An 18,772-nucleotide genomic window follows, 5' to 3' on the forward strand; every position below is an offset into this window, starting at 1 on the left:
CACTTGGAACCTGAGACCGCCAACACGTCGTCAGGCAGGTTTTTAGGTGCTGCGGATAGCATTGCATGGTAAAGCTGACCCAATTGACATCGAAGGCTGGCTTGAGAAATTAAAAAAGAACAGGTCTATGGGGCAATACTGAGTCAAGAGACCAACTGGATTCCACGGCATTCGCCGTGGAGATCCCAAACTCTGGAGTTGCGTCCGTCAACGCCTGTTGTCGCGTGCGGCCTGCAGCGGATAAACCAGCCAGGCATCACCTTCGATCATTTGCCAGTGCGCGCCCTTCCGCTCAAGCACCCGTGACAGGCGCTCACGGACCTGGTTTAACTGTGGCTGCGCCTCGGTACGCACGAACAACCCACGGACGCGATACAAATCCGGTAGCTCACGCTCGATCCAATGGATCAGACGAATAAAAGCTGATACCGCGTCAACGTCATCGCACCCTTCGCGGGTAATGAAGTCAGCGATCACCACTTCGTTACCGTCTTGCCGGTAGACGACTTCGAATTCGCGTCGGCGAAGGCGCCGACCAATCACGAACTCACTTTGGCCAAAATATTCGACCTCAGTGCTTTCACCCCGCCCGTGAAGGAAGGTCGTAAGTGCATCCAGTTCAAGGTTACTCATGCCACCCTCCTCAGATTCGCACTGCTGACAGAATGCGATTTTGCAGATCCATCAGCTCCTTCACCCACTCACGCATTTGCCGTGAAGCTTCAGAAGCCTTTTGCACAGCAGAGTCGAGCATTTTGCGAATCTCATCGGAGTTACTCTCCTGGAATCCGGCAATCGCTTGATTGATTTGTGCTTCCCGGGTTTGTGAAGCCGAAATCATAGTGCCAAAACCTTCGGAGATTTTTCCAAAGCTCGTGGTACCCGTTGAAATCAACTGGTTACCGGTGACTGCACCTCCCAAACTGACGATGCCGGAGAGAATCTGACTGAAGCCTTGTGTCATAGCTGCGTTGTAGGTTTCCTCGATCGACGTCATACGCGTCTCGTATGCCGTGATCCGCATGGTATGCGCGGCCTGTTGCTGATTAGCGGCAAATTCGCGCCACATGTCGCGGGTCTTGGCCTGCATCTCGCGCAACATGATCATCAGTTTTTCGAGTGTCGCCAGCGCTCCGTCATCAAGCACCGAAGCGATCCGCTCATTCGAGGCGGCCATATCCTTGATCTGATTGAGCTGATCCTCGACAACTCGGCCATTGGCGTTAGCCTTTACAGGCAGTTGCCCTCGTATCTGCTCACCACTGCTTTTGACCTGATTCGCCTCTTCGGTACTGCTCCATTGGCCGTGTACACGTGCGGCACTGTCCAGATTGATCGACATCATGTATTCCTCATTTTCGATTCCACTTCAGACTGCATGTACAGCAACCCCAGCCATTGACGTTGCAGCACGCACCCGTGTTTGCGCGGCATCGCGCAGCACGTCACTGGCACCCGCCAAAGCGTCGGTCTGCCCTTCAGTGAGCCGCTTCATTTCTTCGACCTGCTGTTCCTTGTCGCGCTCGAACATATCCACCAACATCATCAGCCACTGCTGATCCAGAACCAGTTGGTCGATTTCCTTTTGCAATTGCGCGCGCTCCATCGCAAGTACGCCGGCGGTGATCTTCTGCGCTCCGCCCACCGCTTCTCGCGCGGCGTTAATGCCTATATAGGTCGAGGCCTTCATGGTGCTCAGTGCAACTTGCTCGACGACTTCCTTATGGATAGCCTTTGTCAATTGCTTGGCACTCATTTCAACGCCTTTGTCGATGGCGTTATTAGCGACTTTCTTGACGGCGTCAGTCACCAAACTCTCAATTGCTTCACGGCTGAATTTCTCCAGCATCTGGTTCACGCCCAGTTGCTGTACAACCTTGGATGCTACGTCTTTTCCAGCTGACTTAGATGCCTCCAACGCAGTCTTGCCCAAGCTACGCATCAGGTTGTCTGACACCTGATCGGCAACCTGCTTGCCCACCTGCTCTGCGATTTCTGTCGCCGCGCTCTTGCTGCCTTTCTTGATCGCTTGGCTGAGCGCCTGGTCGGCACCCTCCTTGAGTACTGCCTTAGTCGCCTGAGGAATCACCTTGGTTGTAATCAAGTTGCGCGCGGCACTAAGGAAGTCGATCGCCGCACCGGCGATTTCGAAGGTCAATTGCACCTTTGCAGCCACATCGGCAATCTTGCGGTACTTGTCAGCATTTGCTGTGTCGATCAGTGCCATCGTATTCATCGTGGCCTTGACCACGCCCGCGAGGCCTGCCATCAAATCCATCGCCCCGCCAGCAGCTGTCATCACATTACCGGTCAATGCACCGCCAACCATTTTGGCGACGCCTGTCACGACCTGCACGGCAGCCACGACCCAGTCGAAGATCACCCCGAAGACACCTGCCTTCTTAGCTTTCTTCTGCTGCTCCAGCGCGTTGTCGATCTGCTCACGGAATTCCTTGAGTTCTTCCGTACGCAGTTTGTCCTGCTGATCGCCAAGGATCCTGATAGCCTTGGCCTTAGCATCAGTGATGTGCCCCATCAACTCGCCGGCGGTGAGTGTGGCGGCGACCATCATCAACTCCACCGACATTTTCTCGAACGCGTGCGCCGGAGGCATTACCGAAGGGCGAATCTCGCCGTTCAGTACTACAACGTCTTTGTCTGCGTTACGGAACAGTCGACCAAACACTTCATTTGCCTCTTGGCGCGTAATCTTTGCCTCCTGGCTTAAGCGTAACCAGCTTGGCTTTGCTGCTTCCGTCTGCGCCAACAGTTCCTGACTAAGTGCTTGACGCTTCGTAGCAGCAACTTTTTCTTTTTCTCCATCCTGCATTACCGATAAAACTGCCGGTATCCCGCCTTGCCAGGGACGCATGCCTGTAATAGCTGTCATGTTCACTCTTCCCGCTCGCATTGGGCAAGTAGTTGCTCCGCACTGTGGCGAAGCTCTTGATACTGAGGACACGCGGCACACCATCTGATCGCAGCGGTGAAAGCCTTGCGTGCGTACTCCCGATTACCCGTAAGGTCGTAACTGATTCCCGCGAAGTACGAAGAACGAGGGTCTTGGACCTCAATCATTCCCGCTCGACTAAAACAAAAAATTGCCTCCTGATGCGACGCGAGACGTTGCTGACACATACCCAGTCCGAGCCAATAGTCGAAACACCAGTGATCAACCTGAACAAGCAGGTAGAAATAGTTTCGAGCAGCATCCAGCTCGCCAACATCGAATAGCTGGCCTGCATAGTTGTGCAGCGTTTCAAGATCTTGCGAGGTCACATCCGAGAGCATGCGAATCGAGCCACCGCGAGAGAAAAAATCACGCAGGATTTCGTCATCACCTACATCCTCGACGAGCATTTTTTGCGCTGACATACAGCTCTCCTGTCGCCTTGGCAATGCGACACCCTTTTTCGGCGTCGCATCAACAGGTACTCGTCTTAACGGATCGACGAAGCGATGGATTTGACCGATTCAGCCAACATGCTTTGCAAGCTATTTGTCATCTGCACTGCGGTGTTGTAGTTCTGCATCAACTGTTGCAGCTTGAGCTGGCTCTGCTGAACGAAGTCCGAGGCACGGCCGGAGGCGCTTTCTAGAGACATCTCAACAGCCTTCAGATCGCCCTGACCCAGCTTGCTCACATCCTTACCAATCAAAAAATCGTCGATGGTCTTGCCTTCAACCAGGATGTTGTTTTCGCGAAGGTACTGGATCACTTCCTGCGGCAACGCTGCGGTTTCTTCCGGCTTAGTCAGCTTGGCTAGGATTGCCTTGACCCGATTAGCCATATCCTGTGCTTCACGGGAAATTTCGGTCTTGGTGGTCATCGACTCAAAGGTCGCATTGGCATGCTCTTGTAGCAACATCATGACTGCCGCCATCGTCACAATACCGGTGTTCAGCACTCCGAGATTCTTCAAACCGTGCAGGTAACTGTCGGAGCCACTACCAGCGCGCGGTGTGCTATCGAGAATGTTGTTACCCAGGCTTAGGACTTCATTGGTCAAAGTATTGATATCACTACCCTGACCGACGCCACGTTTCTGGGCTGCGTCGATGGAGGCGAACAGCTGTTCGCCCTGAGCAATACGCGGATCGACGCCTTTTCTATCGGACTCTCGCCCCTTCTCTTGCCCACTTACTTCAGACTCAACCGCCTCGCCTTCAGCGATAGAGGTTGCGTAGTCCATGGTCACGCTCTTGAATTCAATTGCAGTAGTCATTTGACTTTCTTCCTATGGCTTAAACAAATATGCGATGTTTCTTGATTGCTGCCTTATTCACGCCGACTTGCTCACGATTGGCAGGCGCACCAACCGGAAAGCGTTTCGCGAAATCACCCTCAAGTCCTGAGAAAGCGTTTTCCGCCTTTAGGATCTGTTGCAACGACATGTCCCGCTGTGCACCAGAGCGCTGTATGTCATTTTTGACTTTGGCTACCTTGCGCCTCGCTTCTGGATCCGAAGCAGACTTACCAATTAGCAGATCGATTTCACGCTGTAGTGCATGGAACTCTTGCATGGTTGCCTTGAATGAGGCGCGCTGCCGATTGAAGACAGCCGCCGCGTACCCGGGATCAAAGTTTTCGTTCATCTTCATTTCTCCTTCCACATCACCTAGCTTAGAGAGCGGGAACTCGCGCGGCTTTCGTAAACTCTCCGACTCCATTGAAAATCGCCCAAAGTTTTAGGCGCTCGATGAAGTCAGTGGTCATGACGCTGATTTTTAGCGGATCGAGGAGGCGATGGACTTAACCGATTCGGCCAGCATGCTCTGCAAACTGTTAGTCATCTGTACGGCGGTGTTGTAGTTCTGCATCAACTGCTGCAACTTGAGTTGAGTTTGTTGAACGAAGTCAGAGGCACGACCCGAAGCGCTTTCCAAAGCCATCTCGACAGTTTTGAGATCTCCCTGATCAAGTTCAGGCTTCATCGCCGCGGCGAGGGTGTCACGCAACTCCTTCATGTGCTCCAGTGAAACCTTCTGGCCTGATTGATGACCTACTTCTGGCAATGCCCAGATCCAGTCTGAGGCTTTCTGGCCATCGCCCATACGAATGCCGTTGTCATCCATGAACTTCACGACGCTCTGCCAGTGGCGACTCTCTGAGCCCTCCGAACCAACCTTTGCGATCATTGCGTCCAGCAGCGCCAACTGTGCATCCGCACCCGGAAGCCCCGAACCAACAATCCCCTCAAGGAACTCATCAACAGACTTGCCTTCGACCAGAATGTTGTTCTCGCGCATGTATTGAATGACTTCCGGCGGCAGCTCGGCTTTGTCCTCTGGCTTGGTCAGTTTGGCCAGAATCGCCTTGACCCGATTGGCCATGTCCTGCGCTTCGCGGGAAATTTCAGTCTTAGTGGTCATTGACTCGAAAGTTGCGTTGGCATGCTCCTGCAACAACATCATGACCGCCGACATCGTCACGATGCCGGTGTTCAGTACGCCCAGATTTTTCAAGCCCTGCAAGTAACTATTGGAGCCGCTGCCGCCAGAGGGGGCGCTGCTGAGAATGTCACTGCCCAACGCCAGGGCGCCGCTGGCCAGAGTATTGACTTCGCCCTCCCGCCCCAGGCTCCGCCCCTGCAACGACTGCGCAGAGGCCAGCAACTGCTCGGCAAGCACATTACGCGGATCGACTGCTTTACCTTGAGGCTCAAGAGAGCCTTGCGCTTGCGCCTTGACATCCATTTCGACGCTAGAGTCCTCGCCCTCGACGGCACTACTTGCGTAATCCAGGCTCAAGTTTTTGAATTCAATTACGCTCGTCATTTTTATGTTTCCTCTGGGTTGATGTGAACGAACTGCTGCACGTTTGAAATGAGCGCTCATCATCGACAGCAGCCAACCCGGGCGCTTTGCTCTTTTCCTACGCAGTATCGATTTCTTCACATCCCCTGATAGGGAACTCTCCACTTCTTTCATCAGTGCTCGGATCCGCCAATTGTTTTCAGCCACTCCGAGACCCGCAACTAAAGTTCGCGGCGGAATGAAATCCAGCATTTGGGAACACTCACATCTTCAGGTCATTACCCGATCCCCAAAGAGGATTCAGGTGGTGATGATGTCCTCAGCAGGTAAAGCCCCTAAGAGGTACAGGGAATGATGCGAACGGTAAGAATCCTAGTCGGCAAGCGAGGCGGCATGCTTAAGGTTAACGGTGAAAAGTACCCTTTCCCCGATTACTCCCTGCTTGTTACCTCGGACAGCGTATGCCCACAGAAAAATGGCCTTCCTTACTTTGACTTTCATGAGTCGGACTTTCAGGAAATCTACACGGAGCTGATCGATCTGATCGGTGACAAACCAATACGCAATTTTTCCCCACAAGTACTTCGCATCGTCAGTGCCGACGAGGACATGATGCGGGTGATGGAGCTACTGGCGCGCGGATCTCGCTCGATGTTACTGCGCTTCGCCTACGTATATTGCCTCGGTACTGATTACGTATATTTCTCAGCCCTACTGCGCCTTCTTATGTCAGGCGATCGCTCATTCATAGAGTTCATCGAGTCCAACAAACTGATGCCTTGGTCGGTCTCGCGCTTCGCTGATGAATTTGGTCTGCCACTGCGCAAGTTCAACGTGCTGTTTGAGGAAAAGTTCGGCGTATCAGCCAAACGCTGGCTGCTGGAGCGCCGCCTGCAACACGCACGCTCACTGCTACTTTCGACGCAGATGCGGATTCTGGATATAGCCCTCGAATGCGGCTTCATCAATCACGCGCATTTCACCGACACGTTCCGTAAACGCTTTCTTATCAATCCCACCGAAGCGCGCTTGCATGCGGTGGAACAGTCGACCCTTATCAGACCTTGAGAACCCGATATGGAAATCCTCAGCATCATCAATCAGCTGTCTCAAATGATCGACCACGTTGGTCAAGACGTGAAATCGAAAATGTCCTCCGAAGACCTCAACGACCCGGCGAAAATGCTGCAAGTGCAGTTCGCTGTTCAGCAGTACACCAACTTCGTAAATTTCGAGAGCGCGATCATGAAGTCCGTCAAAGACATGATGTCCGGGATCATCCAGAAGATATGAAAGCCAACGTACGCCTTGATACGCAGGCGCGCCAACTAATCGTCTGTGCAGGGCTCGCCGCCGCCAACCACGGCATGCACAAGGAAATGTTCACGATCCATGCAGCACTCGGTGATCTGATCGACTCTACCCATGCGCGTCGTATTGTCGAAGCCACCATGCTGATCGGCATCGGTCAGACCGCCGCTGCACACCAGTTGCTACAAGGCGACACTTCGGCGCAAGCGCAACTGCTGCGTCAATTGCTAAACAGTGAAAAACGCCCTGACTCTTGACACCCTTTCCATTATGAGAAAAACCATGACCATCGACGCAATCTCACCCTCTCTCGCCACTACCCACACCGACCCCGTAACACCTGCAGTTTCGACCGCTGAAGTTGAGGCGTTCACCCGTACACTATTCGGTCGCCTTGACAAGCTGCCTGACACGCAAGCTATCGAGCAGTTCCAGACGAAAGCCGCAGACATCAACTCCAGAATCAAAGAAACGCGTGCTACTTCAGATATACTACAGAGCCCTCTTCATACCTTGGCTGCTCAAACACGAGCGCTCAACGCAATAGCTGAAGTCGATCTCATCGCCAAGGCAGCGGGGGGCATTTCGCAGGGCATCAATAAACTCACCAGCCTGCAATGATTCGTTTTTTTAGATGTGCCCTGGCAGTCTTCACGGTCACGCTGCTTACAGGATGCAAGATCGACCTATACAACGATCTGCCTGAACAGGAGGCTAACGAGATGCTTGCGCTGCTCATGCTGCGTGACATCTCGGCGAAAAAGCAGACCATCAAGGGCGGTTCAGTTTCAATAACGGTCGAAAAGGATCAGTTCTCCGAGGCAGTAGAAGTGTTGCGTCAGCACGGTTTGCCACGCAAAAACACGACCACCCTGGAGGATCTGTTTCCTTCCGGACAACTGGTGACGTCACCCACCCAGGAGCAGGCGAAGATCCTGTTCCTCAAGGAACAGCAACTTGAGGCGATGCTCACCAATATGAACGGTGTTATACGCGCGCAGGTATCCGTCGCCGAAAGCGCGCCACTATCGCGCCGCGATAGTCCGGTCCTATCGGCCTCAGTACTGTTGAAATACAGCCCAGATCACAACTTTAGCAGCCGCGAGACGGATGTTCGCGCACTGGTGCAAAAGGGAGTACCGAACCTGAAAGCTGAAAACATCAGCGTAGTGCTCGAATCCACGGAGTACCGCTATCGGCCACAATTTGCACCAGCTCAAAGAGCCGAGGAATATAACAGTTGGCTGGCACGCTATAGAGTCGAACTGGCCGCCTCGCTTGGCACTGTCTCACTATTGTGCCTCGCGCTGTTTGCTTGGCGACAACGTACTCGACTGCCACGTCTGAGCAAAGCATGAGTTCGGTCATGTCGGGGGCAGTCAAGCGCCTGCATCAATTAGCCTGGCAACCAGGCGCCTGGCTCGACCGCAGTTGGTGGGCACACTTGAGCCTTACCGAGTGGGAATCGATCTATGATGACCATGCCTCATGCCGCCGCGCGATTGATGCGACCCTCGTAGCCCGCCGTGGCTTTCCCAAACAACCGTTACCAGGAACATTGAGCGTTCGTCAGAATGCACTGATGGCACTTGAACCTAGGCTATCGGAATTGGCTACCGCATTAGGTCTGATTGCTCTCGATTGCCCCGAATACCTGTTGCTGCGCGATTACCGCGAAGCGCTATCGATACATCTGGGAGATCGCGCCTGCGAGCAACTCTTCATCCTGCATCCTGGCTGGAAGGCACGACCGACAATCGAAGATCACTCGCGCCTTGGCGAAGTTGCGCTTCAAACGGGCACTCAATGGTTAAGTCGAGAGGCCGGTAACTGCGCGGTTTCACATGGGCTGCTCGGACTGCTACCCCACAGCGGTAACGCTGTGCAAGACAGTCTGCTCAAACAGGCTGCAAGTGCCCCTGAATGGCTTATCAAGCTTGGACGATTTCTATGAGCGTGCCCTTCATTCCCATCACCCGCCTGCCGGGTCCGCCGCCTCTCGAAACTGTTATCTCTGCCGACGAGCTGGCGCATTACTACACCGCGCAACGGATCATTGCGAACGCCAATGAAAAGTCAGCGCATATCCTTGCCGAGCTCGAGCAGAAAATGGCCATGACACGCAGCGACCTGCGCCGAATCCGAGAACAGGCGCGCCAGACAGGACTCAGCGAAGCCAAAGCAGAACTCGACAGTCTACGTGCAGAAACCATCGCCCAGGCCGTCGAGTGGCTTATTGCCGAAGACGAACTCGAACGCCAAATAGCCAACAACCTGGATGAACGAATACGCAGCTTGCTAACCCAAACACTCGCCTCCTGGATCGATGAACGTAACGTCGTCGATGATGTGATGCGGCGCGTAAAACAGAGTCTCGAAAAAATGGCTGGCGAAGAGCTTGCCACACTTTATATTGCCTCCGAAGTTGAAGATGTCGTACGTAAACAGCTGAGCACCCTACCTCGCGTAAGCATTTGTACCGACGCCACGCTCAGCGAAGGACAGGCTCGGCTCGAATCCCGTCTGATCCTCATACGCTTCGATCTCGATGCTCATCACCACCTCATCCTTGAGCGTCTGTCACGCGCCCGATAGGAGTTGCAATGCTCAACAGAATCGACACCTCGTCAATCCCGGCCACCGCGCTCCCCAGCCTGCAATCGACATCGGCCAAGGAAGGTGCTCGACAAGTGTTTCCTGCTCGCTCAGCGCTGGATCAGGCACAGGCAGCCTTAAAACCGGGCAGTGTGCCACCGACAGCAGTGCTCGAACCTACCAGCCTTGCCGAAGTATTGGAGGATGGTGGCTTCGCCCTACATCGACACCGCCCCGAATCACGCCATGGCAGCAGGATCCAGCGGCCGCGTGCTCAGTCCATGCTGCAACAGTTGGTGCAACAGATGAAGGATCAACACGATGCACGATTGGAGGATTTGCTAACACGTATACCCTCGCTCGACAACGAAGAAGACCTGGCTGACAGTATGCGCAGAGGCGGCTTCGGTGCCGGTGAAATCGCTCTGTTGCTGGCTGCGCTGGCAGCCGACGAAAAGCGCAAGGACAGCGCCCGACACCGCCGTCTCGAATCCGCCCTCGATCAGGTGATGGAGGATGAGCAATGGGCATTGCAATTATTCTGCACGTTGGAGTTCGGTCTGCAGGGCGCAGTCAACCTCGCCGCGCTCAAACAGTTGTACCAGCGAGCTGCCGATCGTGATACACGCCTGACTCAATGGTTCGATGAATTTCGCAGACTACCAAATCGGCATGGCAAACTGCGTGCGTTGATCCGCGCACTGGCGTTCGAATTGTCCGCGCAGGAGACCATCAGCGGCACGCATTTGGCGGCCGTCATTACTGACCTGAAGCGTATCCTGCACTTCTTCACCATCGAAGATCACTGCGGGCGCGTCGCTGAGCAAATGAACCGGGAAGCACTGGACAATGAGTCAATCATGCGCGCCTTGCTCGACACGATTCAGCAACCCTGGATTTATGCTGACTGGCTGGACGAGCGCACACGACGCGATCTACCCGGAGATCAGCCTCGCCACCAATACGCCCGTCACCTGAAGGAGCTAACCAAGCTCTTGCCAGAGGACTGCTTTTCTAACATCGAACAGCGCGACTCCATTCTTGACGCTTTCAACGAGCTTCTTGATCGATTGGATAATGAAGAATGACTCCTCTCCAGGATTCAGCACGGGGATCAACTGTGGCGGTACGTGCGCCGGTTTTAAAATAGAGAGGCTCCTGATCAAAAGCACCTTCAAACTTCCCCGCACAGCTAAGCAAATATCGAAGCGCTAAAGTGAACCGCGACCGGCCTCCGGGTCGGACGCCGGTGGAGGAAGTTCGCGATGCGACATCGCACCCATAATAAGCGGGTACTGCGCTCCTCCAACAACCGCAGCCAAGGCATCACGCACCGCAATAATCTGTATCTCACTCAAGCCTGTGGACTGGATGAATAGGGCGAGCATGTCGTCCATAAGATAAGTATTGGTACCCGCGCTGGCTTCTAGCGCATAACTGCCAAAAAGTTGTTGAACGAGATCCTGGCGTTGCGGTAGTGCGGCCTCTAGGGACAAGCGCAAACCCTGGCGCGCATCAGGCGTACTCGAGCAGTGCCGCCAGACATGAGAAAGAAATCCACCGGCAGTCGAGGCGGCGGCGTTGATAGCGCCGCGGGTCAGGTCCGTCAGAGGCTGCCAACCCTGACCTGCAGCCGCTGGCCCTTGCCCCGAAGTGGGAGCGCCGTGAGAGGTCAATTGGTTGGCGACCATTGTGTTGACCACCGATGAAGCTGTGATCATGGCCGCAGCCTGGGCATTGACGGGATTGGAGTTGCTCTGCAACCGAATCCACGCCTGTATCGCCTCACTCATCACAGCATGAACCAGGTTGTAGGCCGCCAGCGTCGGTGCGAGGGTTGCGAGCGACCCGGTCATGCCCGCCGCGGTCATGACACTTCCCCCTATCAGCAAACCCGTTCCACGGGAAAGATTCGAGGTTGTGGTAGCCACGCCACGTACATTGTCGTGTACCAATCCCGCAGCCCCCAACAGCAACGGCAGCGAACCTGCAACCGCGCCTAGCGCCGTTCGCGCCGCTAAGCTGGCGTTGCCGCTCGTCAAAGACTGTTCGATTCCAAAAGCAACGGCCTGCCTGACGAACGTCGGAATACCGGTGGCGACCACCGACTGCAGCGCCATGTTGGCAACGTTCGAAAGCCGTCGTGCATGTGGACTTTCGAATTCATTTCGGGCGATTTGTTCGAACGCTGCCAAAACATTGCGCAAACGTATGGCAACCGTTGTTTCATTTCCGGTGCGGGCATCGTAATACACATCGTCCGAGCCAGACTCAACGCTGAAGCTGGAGCGCGCATCAAAAAAATCATCCTCCACCTCGCAAAGGGCATCAAAGAAGATCTCGTTCAGTTCCTCGGCAGGAGAGTTCGCGGGAAGAGCCCCCCGCATGCCTGTCTCACCGTCTCGCAGGTAGGTACTGATACCAGAGGACAGCGCCTGCGCACCTTGCTGAATAAGAGGGTCATGGATAGGCCCCGTTAACTCTTGTGTCTGCTCAAGAATTTCATCTAGCTTCATGGCCGTATCAAGCATCTCTAAAACGCCAGCAGCAATAGCATGAGCGTCGGCGGTTGAGACCTGCGGCGGGGCCAGGTTCCTCAGCCCCGTTGCTCGCTCGAAAGAGGTCTTACTTGACTCAAGTGCTCGCGGTACTTCACCCAACTCGATAGCTTCGCGCCCAGGTGTGGCTCGAGCAGTGGAAAGCGTTGAAACATTGATACCCATGAGAGTTCCTTCAATTTAAGGACACCATTCCCTTGCAGGTGCCACGATGTCGATCATCATTACTTGGACCACTCCTCGCCACTTCACAAAAACAGTCGGTACTTCTGAATTCTTACAATGGCTCGTCAGTCACCACTGCACTCCGTGATAGCGACGCCATAACGTCACAATGATCATCACCGCCGCCTCGCAGGCAGATAGGCCATTTGTGAGCGTGCGGTAGTCGTCGGGTGTATTGGGCTGATTTAGAAGAACTCGTAGGCGAGCCTGCTCAACCTGCAGCATTGCCATTGCATGATCCCGCGCCGAACCACAGGTATCCATGCTCAAGGTGTCCTCAAGGCTCGTCAGACGCATCGTTTACTCTCTCCAAATTCATTCTCGAGGCTTACAAATCGATTGGGAGCGACAGCAGCTGTTGATCCTTTACCAAGGCGATGGCCTTGCGGCTAAGTGCATACACTCGATATCCACTCGGCAGCACACTTCCTTGCTGCAGGCGCATTCCATTAGCCAGTTCCAAATAGATCGAACTCCGGTCGCCTCCCACCGTTACAATCATGGCTGGCAGTACCTGAGTGACAGGCGGAGCTGACGGAATGTTCTGGTATTGCGCTTTGAGACGTGGCCGAGCCTCATTGAACGCCTCAATCACACTAGCCAAAGCAATGCTCTCATCTGAAGAAAGTTCACCACTCAACAGAAAGGCCCGATTGGATACGGCCAAACTCAAACCTTCGAGCAAATCGTACTCGGCCAGAGCGGCCAGTAGCTGCTCAAACAGTTGCGCCTGGTCATTCCTTACTGACCAATCGCGCAGGCCTGGAATATTGCGCAGTTGCTCAGCAGTACGCAGCCAGTTGCCGTCGGCACGAATGGCACCGTAAACATCGACTGTATCCGCCGTACCGCTGGATACCTCTACATCATGGTAACCATTGAGCGCCAATACTTTGCGTACGCTCTCGCGCAGTATGTCGGCGCAGACACTCTCGTCGCGAAAGTGCATTCGCCATTCGCGCAAGGTATCGCGTAACGCGCTGATATCGCTTGAGTGCTTACAGCTGCCACTCAACACCCACTCGCCACGTAATCCCTGCTTCACACGCAATCCTTGCAGCGCTGGCTTACTTATTTCCGCCTGGAGCCAGGTCTGGGGATCAAAAACCGTCTCCTCTTTTGTCGGTTGCCACACCATCAAACCAATCGCAATCAGAACAAAGACGGACATAGCGACAAGAAAATGATTAAGGCGCCCCCCGGGTTGCTTATCCTCCGAAAAAATTCGCTCAGGGACGCAAAGGTAATTGATGTTCGAGTCTTCGTACCCAAGTATGAAAGCGACTCCCGCGAGATCGATTGTTTGCCCAAGCGGCAAGCAGTCCACCACCCCCACCACCGTACCGTCTATCCATACAGCGCCTTCAAAACTCAGTCGGACACCCTCCTCACTTGTTGAAAGCACAGCCCCAGTCATGCTTTCCAAGGGCAGCAGGATGTCCCCATCGGGCCCGCCAATGCGCAGCTCTCCCTCGGGCAACACCAACTCCCTGCCCATGAACGGCCCGTTTAGCCATTTCAACTTGAATCCAGACGCCATGGGAGTACTCAAATGCTCGGCAATGGTTCTGCGGTAATCAAGAACAGTCTGAGTGTCTGTCGCGTGTTCTCCTGAGTGCTACGGAATAACCTACCGAGCAACGGTATATCGCCTAACCAGGGAATCTTTCGGACACCAACGACCTGCTCATCTTGGATCAATCCTCCTAGTAGCAGCCCCTGCCCCATCTTGAGTAATGTTTGAGTAACGATTTCGGAGTTAAGGGTCTGCGGCAGAGGCTCCTGGCTGCTGAGCGGTGTCGTTTGCCGACCATCCTGAATCACCAGCGAAAGCATGATATCTGTGGAGCCGTCGTCCGAACGGACTACCCGCGGTGTGACACGCAGCAATGAGCCGGTCGAGATTGACTCCAGCCGGGCGTCATTTTCCGAGCTCACCTTGGTGTAAAAGGTTACATTACGATCCAGCACTGCTTGTGTGTTATTCAAGGTGACAACCGACGGACGCGATATCATGTGAGCCTTCGAATTCTGCTCCAGGGCGCTCAGACTCAACATAAAATTGTCGGTGTCGCTGATCATGCTAGAGAAGTTACCGCCAGCAAGCCCCGTACCGCTGTTGAGTTTTACGGAACCGCCACCCACTCTTGCTGACGCGGACCAATCGACTCCCAGCGCCGACAAGTCTTGCGAGTTGATATCGATGATAGTTACTGAGACCGAGACAAGTTCCGGTTTGTAATCGAGCTGAGCGATGAGGTCGTCATAAATGGGAAAGTTGATTTTTCGATCACGCACGATCACGGCATTACGCCGCGCGTCGACCGAAAGCATTGGCGAAGCCCTATCCGAAGATTGCGACTGGCCGTGACTTTCTTTCAACGGCAATGCGCGCCCTTGCATCATCTCCTTCAGAAGCGTCGCCACTCCCGGCACCACTACTTCCTGGCCGCGATAGGTGTAATTCACATCAGCCGCTGTAGCGTAACGAAGCGGGAATGAGCGAACTTCCTCTTGATTCTGCTCATGGTTAAGCTTTTGCGTATCAAGCTCCGTGGCGAGCTTTTCAACACGCTCAAGGCAGACGGGAAGACCGTGTATTTCCATGGCATTGGAGCCGGATACTTCACGCACCTGACAATAGCGTTTGTCCAGAACACCTACGACATCCAACTGTTGTATCAGGGACTGAATTTTCAGGTAAGTTGGCGTAACCAAACGGCTCCCGAACTCATCAGCTTTGTACACATGGATCGTTTGCCCATCGAAATACCAAGCAAGATGATGCAGCATGGCCAGACGGTCGAAAGCTTGCTCAGGGCTCACACCATTAAGGCTGCCAATGAACGAATCATCGATCTTCTGACTGACGATTACCGGGACCCCCTGATGCGCGCCCAAATCCCTCAGAACGTGTGCAAGCTTACTGCCTCGTGTGGAAAGGTAGAACGCTTGAGTTTCTTCTGCGCTCGCACTGACTGCGACCGCCGACAACCAAACGATGCAGGATGCAAAAAGTATCCTGGTTACTGGTTTGCAGTGCGCATGGTAAGCGGTCTTCATACCGGTTTCTCCGAGGTGAGGGAGAAGCAAACCTCGGAAGATGTTTCGCCAAACTTGGCGAGCCACCGGGCAATCGAAATTAACTGGGTCAACGATGACTCCAACTCAACGGCCTCAATGGTTAGTGTGTGCCGACGCACCAGCCATATGGCCTCCTCCGCGATCTGCAAGCTGTCATCAAGACCAGCTGGCGTGGAGGCAAGCCATAGAGCTATCTGCTCAAACCACGCGCCATCAGGTTCATCGCACTCAACTGCCATAGCTACCAGCAAACCGTTGGTATGCTCCACGGTCCAGCCACAGTGTCCAGCCAGCCTGAAATGAATCAGTCCACCTTGCTCGTTTAGCGGCACCAACGACTCTAATGAGGAAAGCGCAGAAGGAAGTTTCATCACGAAGGCGTAACGCTCTGAAGTAGTCGATAGTCGACTATTCTCGGAGCTACGCGCCAGAATTGTGATCAGGTGATAACCCGAATTTGTCTAGGTACGGGCCGAAAAAAGCATTCAGCTATCGGAGGAAATCAGACAACGCAAATCAGATAGACTCTCGTCACAAAGTACCTCGTCACGGTGAATCTGGTTCTCCAGATGCTCCACGACCTGGCTGACGAGGGGCATGCCAACCAATCCCGCACATCCTTTCAATGCATGCAAAGCATCGAGCACCTGCTTTTGCTCCCTCGCACGCCAAGCAGCGACAACTTGCTCATATAGACTGATGAGTTCTGCAATTGCTGCACGCCTTACCTGCTCGTCCGACACATCGACCAAGGGCCGTTCCAGATTTCGATTAGGCGGCATCTCGACGCCTCTGGAAACTTGCATAAGGGCAATTTCAGAGAGCGTGACAGCCAACTCATCGATACCGACAGGCTTGGTCAAATAACCACACATCCCGACCCCTATAGCTCGCTCATGCTCCTCCAACGCCGCATTTGCGCTCACTGCAATGATTGGTGTATCAGGGTCAAGTACCGCGGAGCCCTCCTTTTTCCAGATCTCCGTAGCGGTGAAACCGTCAACGTCAGGCATGCGAATATCCATCAACACCAGATCGAACACGTGCGACCGTCCGGCTTTCAGCGCCTCGAATGCTGAGGGTACAGCTTGGACGACGTGCCCCATCTCGTGCAGCATGCCCCCTAGAATACGAAGGTTGGTTGTTACGTCGTCGACGATCAGTACCTTCAATGACCAAGGACACAATGCGGCAGAGCACACAAACGACTCTGAACCATCCGAGTCTTTCTCGATCAAGATACTGTTCAATTTCTGCCAAAGACGTCCCGGCAAATGCGCAAGCTCAGGCACATCCAACAAAATAGAAGGGCTATCTACTACGCAGACTCCCCATTCACGCAACTGTTCATGCAACAGCAAAGGTGCGGGCAGACTTCCCGAGAACAGGGGCAAGGGTGCACTGGCGTCATGCAATTGCACACACAGGTTGAAGCTCGCGCCTGCCCCGTTGTCGCTTTCCAGACTGAGCTCACCATCCATCATTTGCGTTAAGCGCCAGGCGATTGCCAGGCCCAATCCGCTACCGCTGTCATAAGCACTACCTTGAACAAATGGCTGGAAAACCATGTCATGGCATTCTTTCGCAATACCCTTCCCGGTATCGCTGACGTTGACGGAGAGTCGATCCCCTCGCATTTCGGCGTGAAGGCGAATTTCGCCCTGCTCAGTAAATTTAACGGCATTACCCAGCAAATTGACCAGAATTTGCCGAACGCGCAACCCGTCGATTACTGCATCTTGTGGCACATCGGCCGCGATAAATGCGGTTAACTTCAGGCCTTTCTCCTGAGCCTTGAGAGTGATTGCCAGCAATGCCTGATCGAATATCGACAGCAACCCTATCCGACTGTAGGTCAACACCATCCGGCCACTTTCAATACGTGAAAAATCGAGCATGTCGTTGATGATGTCCAAAAGCAGTGCGGAAGACTGCCTGGCGGTCCTCAGAAGCTCAAGCTGACGCGAAGGCAGATTTGAGCGCTCCAGCAATGTGAGCGCCCCCATCACACCATTGAGCGGTGTACGGATCTCATGGCTGAGGTTAGCCAGATGCTCGCTCTTGCGAGTGCTCGCCTGCTCAGCCTTGAATTTTGCATCGACTAAGTCGCGAGTACGCGATAGCACCTGCTGCTCAAGCGTTCGCTGGCTGTACCTAATCAAGCACTGCTGCCTGTTATAGAAACGCCCCCCACCCAGCACACTGATAATGTATTTTAACGGCGAACCGTGTGTTCGCTTGAAGAGCATCACAACGATTACCAACAAAAGCACTTGAGCAAAAAATTCCCAATGCATTGCTGGATGCGATACAGCAAACGCCAAGTGCGAAATGATCTCCTGCGAGTAGATCATCACAATGCTGCCATGCGGGCCACGCATGGGCATGCACAGCACATAAAAACCGGAAAACCACTTGGCCTCTTGACTGCAATGCTCCGGAAGCAAAGAGGACGACAGCAGTTCTGGCGAAGCTCGCAAAAACTGCCCTGCGCGATCCCTTATCGCTATTTGCACACCCACTCGAACAGATGGAGAGACCTCAGCGTTCAGTACTTGGCCGGCCACCATTTGCGTGCCGGCATCTTTCTTGAGCAGCAGCAATAAAGGTGCATCTCCTTTGTTCCGGGGCAGCATGCTCCATACCAGGGCAGAATCGACCTCGCGCGATGAATGTTTTTTCAGCTCGACAGCGGTACGTTCAAGATCCTGGGTTTCGAACGTTGGTCGATAGAAGATCACTCCCTGCCCCGGCAAGACCAAAAAGAGATTTGAACGATCTGTAGGCGCACCACTACCAAACAGACTGATGACCTCTCGCGCCATCCGCAAAGTGTTCGGGTCAGATGTCATGCCTACGAACGGGATGAACACCGTGTTCAACAACTGTTCCAAGCCGTGACCAACTCGCAGACGCTCTCGCAAGCCGAGCCATGTGTGCATTAGCAAATCCACACGCATTTCATCGTACTGGTAACGCTGTTCCTCGCGCTCCACAACTCCCTGCAAATGAATACGCATCGCGGTGTGAGCGTCCTCTTGGCCTTTCATGTAACGAAAATAAAGCCCGATCATTTCGGGCAGAAGCCAGAAAAAACCCATCACACCAGCCAGCACAAACCCGATACGCCGCCCCTGACGTTCATGCCAGAGCCCTCTCAACATCATGTTCAGCAGTGACATCGGAACAATCACTCCAATCCCGATTTCAGGTTTCTACCCGATAGAGCCAGGCAGGCAAGT

The 18,772-nt window shown here is 53.9% G+C and carries 21 protein-coding genes; 8 read left to right on the top strand and 13 right to left on the bottom strand.

What is annotated here, in order from left to right:
- Window positions 1-207: 207 nt before the first annotated feature.
- The 7 genes from HYE77_RS22770 to HYE77_RS22800 all read right to left on the bottom strand — a co-directional run bounded on the left by HYE77_RS22770 (window position 208) and on the right by HYE77_RS22800 (window position 6,009).
- Window positions 208-633 (bottom strand): secretion protein, encoded by a 426-nt coding sequence (locus HYE77_RS22770; protein WP_177069405.1) that lies wholly within the window; start codon window positions 631-633, stop codon window positions 208-210.
- Between the two features lie 10 nt (window positions 634-643).
- Window positions 644-1,342 carry a hypothetical protein gene (locus HYE77_RS22775; RefSeq protein ID WP_177069406.1) on the bottom strand — a complete coding sequence of 233 codons (699 nt, stop codon included), beginning with the start codon at window positions 1,340-1,342 and terminating at the stop codon, window positions 644-646.
- 27 nt (window positions 1,343-1,369) lie between these two features.
- The gene (gene sctE / locus HYE77_RS22780; protein ID WP_218174588.1) at window positions 1,370-2,890 is read right to left on the bottom strand and encodes a type III secretion system translocon subunit SctE; all 1,521 of its coding nucleotides are present in this window, start codon (window positions 2,888-2,890) and stop codon (window positions 1,370-1,372) included.
- A 2-nt stretch (window positions 2,891-2,892) separates the two neighbouring features.
- Window positions 2,893-3,375: a SycD/LcrH family type III secretion system chaperone gene (locus HYE77_RS22785; protein WP_218174589.1), complete on the bottom strand. Its 483-nt coding sequence runs from the start codon at window positions 3,373-3,375 to the stop codon at window positions 2,893-2,895.
- A 65-nt stretch (window positions 3,376-3,440) separates the two neighbouring features.
- Window positions 3,441-4,226, bottom strand: a complete 786-nt coding sequence (locus HYE77_RS22790; RefSeq protein WP_218174590.1) for a hypothetical protein — start codon at window positions 4,224-4,226, stop codon at window positions 3,441-3,443.
- Between the two features lie 19 nt (window positions 4,227-4,245).
- Window positions 4,246-4,602 carry a hypothetical protein gene (locus tag HYE77_RS22795; RefSeq protein WP_177069407.1) on the bottom strand — a complete coding sequence of 119 codons (357 nt, stop codon included), beginning with the start codon at window positions 4,600-4,602 and terminating at the stop codon, window positions 4,246-4,248.
- A gap of 126 nt (window positions 4,603-4,728) precedes the next feature.
- The gene (locus HYE77_RS22800; RefSeq protein WP_177069408.1) at window positions 4,729-6,009 is read right to left on the bottom strand and encodes a hypothetical protein; all 1,281 of its coding nucleotides are present in this window, start codon (window positions 6,007-6,009) and stop codon (window positions 4,729-4,731) included.
- A 141-nt stretch (window positions 6,010-6,150) separates the two neighbouring features.
- Here HYE77_RS22800 and HYE77_RS22805 point away from each other — a divergent pair, with 141 nt between their 5' ends.
- The 8 genes from HYE77_RS22805 to HYE77_RS22840 are packed head-to-tail and all read left to right on the top strand — an operon-like array spanning window position 6,151 to window position 10,751.
- Window positions 6,151-6,825 carry a helix-turn-helix transcriptional regulator gene (locus HYE77_RS22805; protein ID WP_218174591.1) on the top strand — a complete coding sequence of 225 codons (675 nt, stop codon included), beginning with the start codon at window positions 6,151-6,153 and terminating at the stop codon, window positions 6,823-6,825.
- A 9-nt stretch (window positions 6,826-6,834) separates the two neighbouring features.
- Window positions 6,835-7,050, top strand: a complete 216-nt coding sequence (sctF, locus tag HYE77_RS22810) for a type III secretion system needle filament subunit SctF (RefSeq protein WP_177069409.1) — start codon at window positions 6,835-6,837, stop codon at window positions 7,048-7,050.
- Window positions 7,047-7,325, top strand: coding sequence for an EscG/YscG/SsaH family type III secretion system needle protein co-chaperone (locus HYE77_RS22815; RefSeq protein WP_177069410.1), 279 nt, complete (start codon window positions 7,047-7,049; stop codon window positions 7,323-7,325). The genes sctF and HYE77_RS22815 overlap by 4 nt, the downstream gene beginning before the upstream one ends.
- 25 nt (window positions 7,326-7,350) lie before the next feature.
- Window positions 7,351-7,689, top strand: a complete 339-nt coding sequence (gene sctI, locus HYE77_RS22820; protein ID WP_177069411.1) for a type III secretion system inner rod subunit SctI — start codon at window positions 7,351-7,353, stop codon at window positions 7,687-7,689.
- Window positions 7,686-8,426 carry a type III secretion system inner membrane ring lipoprotein SctJ gene (gene sctJ / locus HYE77_RS22825; RefSeq protein WP_177069412.1) on the top strand — a complete coding sequence of 247 codons (741 nt, stop codon included), beginning with the start codon at window positions 7,686-7,688 and terminating at the stop codon, window positions 8,424-8,426. Before sctI ends, sctJ begins: the two co-directional genes overlap by 4 nt.
- Window positions 8,423-9,022, top strand: a complete 600-nt coding sequence (locus HYE77_RS22830; RefSeq protein WP_177069413.1) for a type III secretion system domain-containing protein — start codon at window positions 8,423-8,425, stop codon at window positions 9,020-9,022. The genes sctJ and HYE77_RS22830 overlap by 4 nt, the downstream gene beginning before the upstream one ends.
- A complete protein-coding gene (locus HYE77_RS22835; RefSeq protein ID WP_177069414.1) occupies window positions 9,019-9,663 on the top strand; it encodes a hypothetical protein in 645 nt (214 codons plus the stop codon). Before HYE77_RS22830 ends, HYE77_RS22835 begins: the two co-directional genes overlap by 4 nt.
- A gap of 8 nt (window positions 9,664-9,671) precedes the next feature.
- Complete coding sequence (locus tag HYE77_RS22840) at window positions 9,672-10,751, top strand: TyeA family type III secretion system gatekeeper subunit (RefSeq protein WP_177069415.1); 1,080 nt, start codon at window positions 9,672-9,674, stop codon at window positions 10,749-10,751.
- 123 nt (window positions 10,752-10,874) lie between these two features.
- On the opposite strand, the gene HYE77_RS22845 is transcribed toward HYE77_RS22840, so the two are convergent.
- The 6 genes from HYE77_RS22845 to HYE77_RS22870 form a co-directional block, all read right to left on the bottom strand.
- On the bottom strand, window positions 10,875-12,386 hold the full coding sequence (locus tag HYE77_RS22845; protein WP_177069416.1) for a hypothetical protein: 1,512 nt from the start codon (window positions 12,384-12,386) through the stop codon (window positions 10,875-10,877).
- A 129-nt stretch (window positions 12,387-12,515) separates the two neighbouring features.
- The gene (locus tag HYE77_RS22850; protein WP_177069417.1) at window positions 12,516-12,743 is read right to left on the bottom strand and encodes an EscE/YscE/SsaE family type III secretion system needle protein co-chaperone; all 228 of its coding nucleotides are present in this window, start codon (window positions 12,741-12,743) and stop codon (window positions 12,516-12,518) included.
- A 31-nt stretch (window positions 12,744-12,774) separates the two neighbouring features.
- Window positions 12,775-13,986 carry a type III secretion system inner membrane ring subunit SctD gene (sctD, locus tag HYE77_RS22855; RefSeq protein ID WP_177069418.1) on the bottom strand — a complete coding sequence of 404 codons (1,212 nt, stop codon included), beginning with the start codon at window positions 13,984-13,986 and terminating at the stop codon, window positions 12,775-12,777.
- 8 nt (window positions 13,987-13,994) lie between these two features.
- On the bottom strand, window positions 13,995-15,509 hold the full coding sequence (locus HYE77_RS22860) for an EscC/YscC/HrcC family type III secretion system outer membrane ring protein (RefSeq protein WP_177069419.1): 1,515 nt from the start codon (window positions 15,507-15,509) through the stop codon (window positions 13,995-13,997).
- Window positions 15,506-15,901 (bottom strand): hypothetical protein, encoded by a 396-nt coding sequence (locus HYE77_RS22865; protein WP_177069420.1) that lies wholly within the window; start codon window positions 15,899-15,901, stop codon window positions 15,506-15,508. The genes HYE77_RS22860 and HYE77_RS22865 overlap by 4 nt, the downstream gene beginning before the upstream one ends.
- Window positions 15,902-16,015: 114 nt before the next feature.
- Complete coding sequence (locus tag HYE77_RS22870; protein ID WP_177069421.1) at window positions 16,016-18,712, bottom strand: response regulator; 2,697 nt, start codon at window positions 18,710-18,712, stop codon at window positions 16,016-16,018.
- Window positions 18,713-18,772: the final 60 nt, after the last annotated feature.

This window comes from Pseudomonas sp. IPO3774 (assembly GCF_013386835.1).
Classification (GTDB): Bacteria; Pseudomonadota; Gammaproteobacteria; order Pseudomonadales; family Pseudomonadaceae; genus Aquipseudomonas.

Excerpts from the sequence above, each read along its gene's own strand:
- HYE77_RS22770 (WP_177069405.1), bottom strand. The coding sequence starts at position 633 with ATGAGTAACCTTGAACTGGATGCACTTACGACCTTCCTTCACGGGCGG.
- HYE77_RS22775 (WP_177069406.1), bottom strand. The coding sequence starts at position 1,342 with ATGTCGATCAATCTGGACAGTGCCGCACGTGTACACGGCCAATGGAGC.
- sctE (WP_218174588.1), bottom strand. The coding sequence starts at position 2,890 with ATGACAGCTATTACAGGCATGCGTCCCTGGCAAGGCGGGATACCGGCA.
- HYE77_RS22785 (WP_218174589.1), bottom strand. The coding sequence starts at position 3,375 with ATGTCAGCGCAAAAAATGCTCGTCGAGGATGTAGGTGATGACGAAATC.
- HYE77_RS22790 (WP_218174590.1), bottom strand. The coding sequence starts at position 4,226 with ATGACTACTGCAATTGAATTCAAGAGCGTGACCATGGACTACGCAACC.
- HYE77_RS22795 (WP_177069407.1), bottom strand. The coding sequence starts at position 4,602 with ATGAAGATGAACGAAAACTTTGATCCCGGGTACGCGGCGGCTGTCTTC.
- HYE77_RS22800 (WP_177069408.1), bottom strand. The coding sequence starts at position 6,009 with ATGCTGGATTTCATTCCGCCGCGAACTTTAGTTGCGGGTCTCGGAGTG.
- HYE77_RS22805 (WP_218174591.1), top strand. The coding sequence starts at position 6,151 with ATGCTTAAGGTTAACGGTGAAAAGTACCCTTTCCCCGATTACTCCCTG.
- sctF (WP_177069409.1), top strand. The coding sequence starts at position 6,835 with ATGGAAATCCTCAGCATCATCAATCAGCTGTCTCAAATGATCGACCAC.
- HYE77_RS22815 (WP_177069410.1), top strand. The coding sequence starts at position 7,047 with ATGAAAGCCAACGTACGCCTTGATACGCAGGCGCGCCAACTAATCGTC.
- sctI (WP_177069411.1), top strand. The coding sequence starts at position 7,351 with ATGACCATCGACGCAATCTCACCCTCTCTCGCCACTACCCACACCGAC.
- sctJ (WP_177069412.1), top strand. The coding sequence starts at position 7,686 with ATGATTCGTTTTTTTAGATGTGCCCTGGCAGTCTTCACGGTCACGCTG.
- HYE77_RS22830 (WP_177069413.1), top strand. The coding sequence starts at position 8,423 with ATGAGTTCGGTCATGTCGGGGGCAGTCAAGCGCCTGCATCAATTAGCC.
- HYE77_RS22835 (WP_177069414.1), top strand. The coding sequence starts at position 9,019 with ATGAGCGTGCCCTTCATTCCCATCACCCGCCTGCCGGGTCCGCCGCCT.
- HYE77_RS22840 (WP_177069415.1), top strand. The coding sequence starts at position 9,672 with ATGCTCAACAGAATCGACACCTCGTCAATCCCGGCCACCGCGCTCCCC.
- HYE77_RS22845 (WP_177069416.1), bottom strand. The coding sequence starts at position 12,386 with ATGGGTATCAATGTTTCAACGCTTTCCACTGCTCGAGCCACACCTGGG.
- HYE77_RS22850 (WP_177069417.1), bottom strand. The coding sequence starts at position 12,743 with ATGCGTCTGACGAGCCTTGAGGACACCTTGAGCATGGATACCTGTGGT.
- sctD (WP_177069418.1), bottom strand. The coding sequence starts at position 13,986 with ATGGCGTCTGGATTCAAGTTGAAATGGCTAAACGGGCCGTTCATGGGC.
- HYE77_RS22860 (WP_177069419.1), bottom strand. The coding sequence starts at position 15,509 with ATGAAGACCGCTTACCATGCGCACTGCAAACCAGTAACCAGGATACTT.
- HYE77_RS22865 (WP_177069420.1), bottom strand. The coding sequence starts at position 15,901 with ATGAAACTTCCTTCTGCGCTTTCCTCATTAGAGTCGTTGGTGCCGCTA.
- HYE77_RS22870 (WP_177069421.1), bottom strand. The coding sequence starts at position 18,712 with ATGTCACTGCTGAACATGATGTTGAGAGGGCTCTGGCATGAACGTCAG.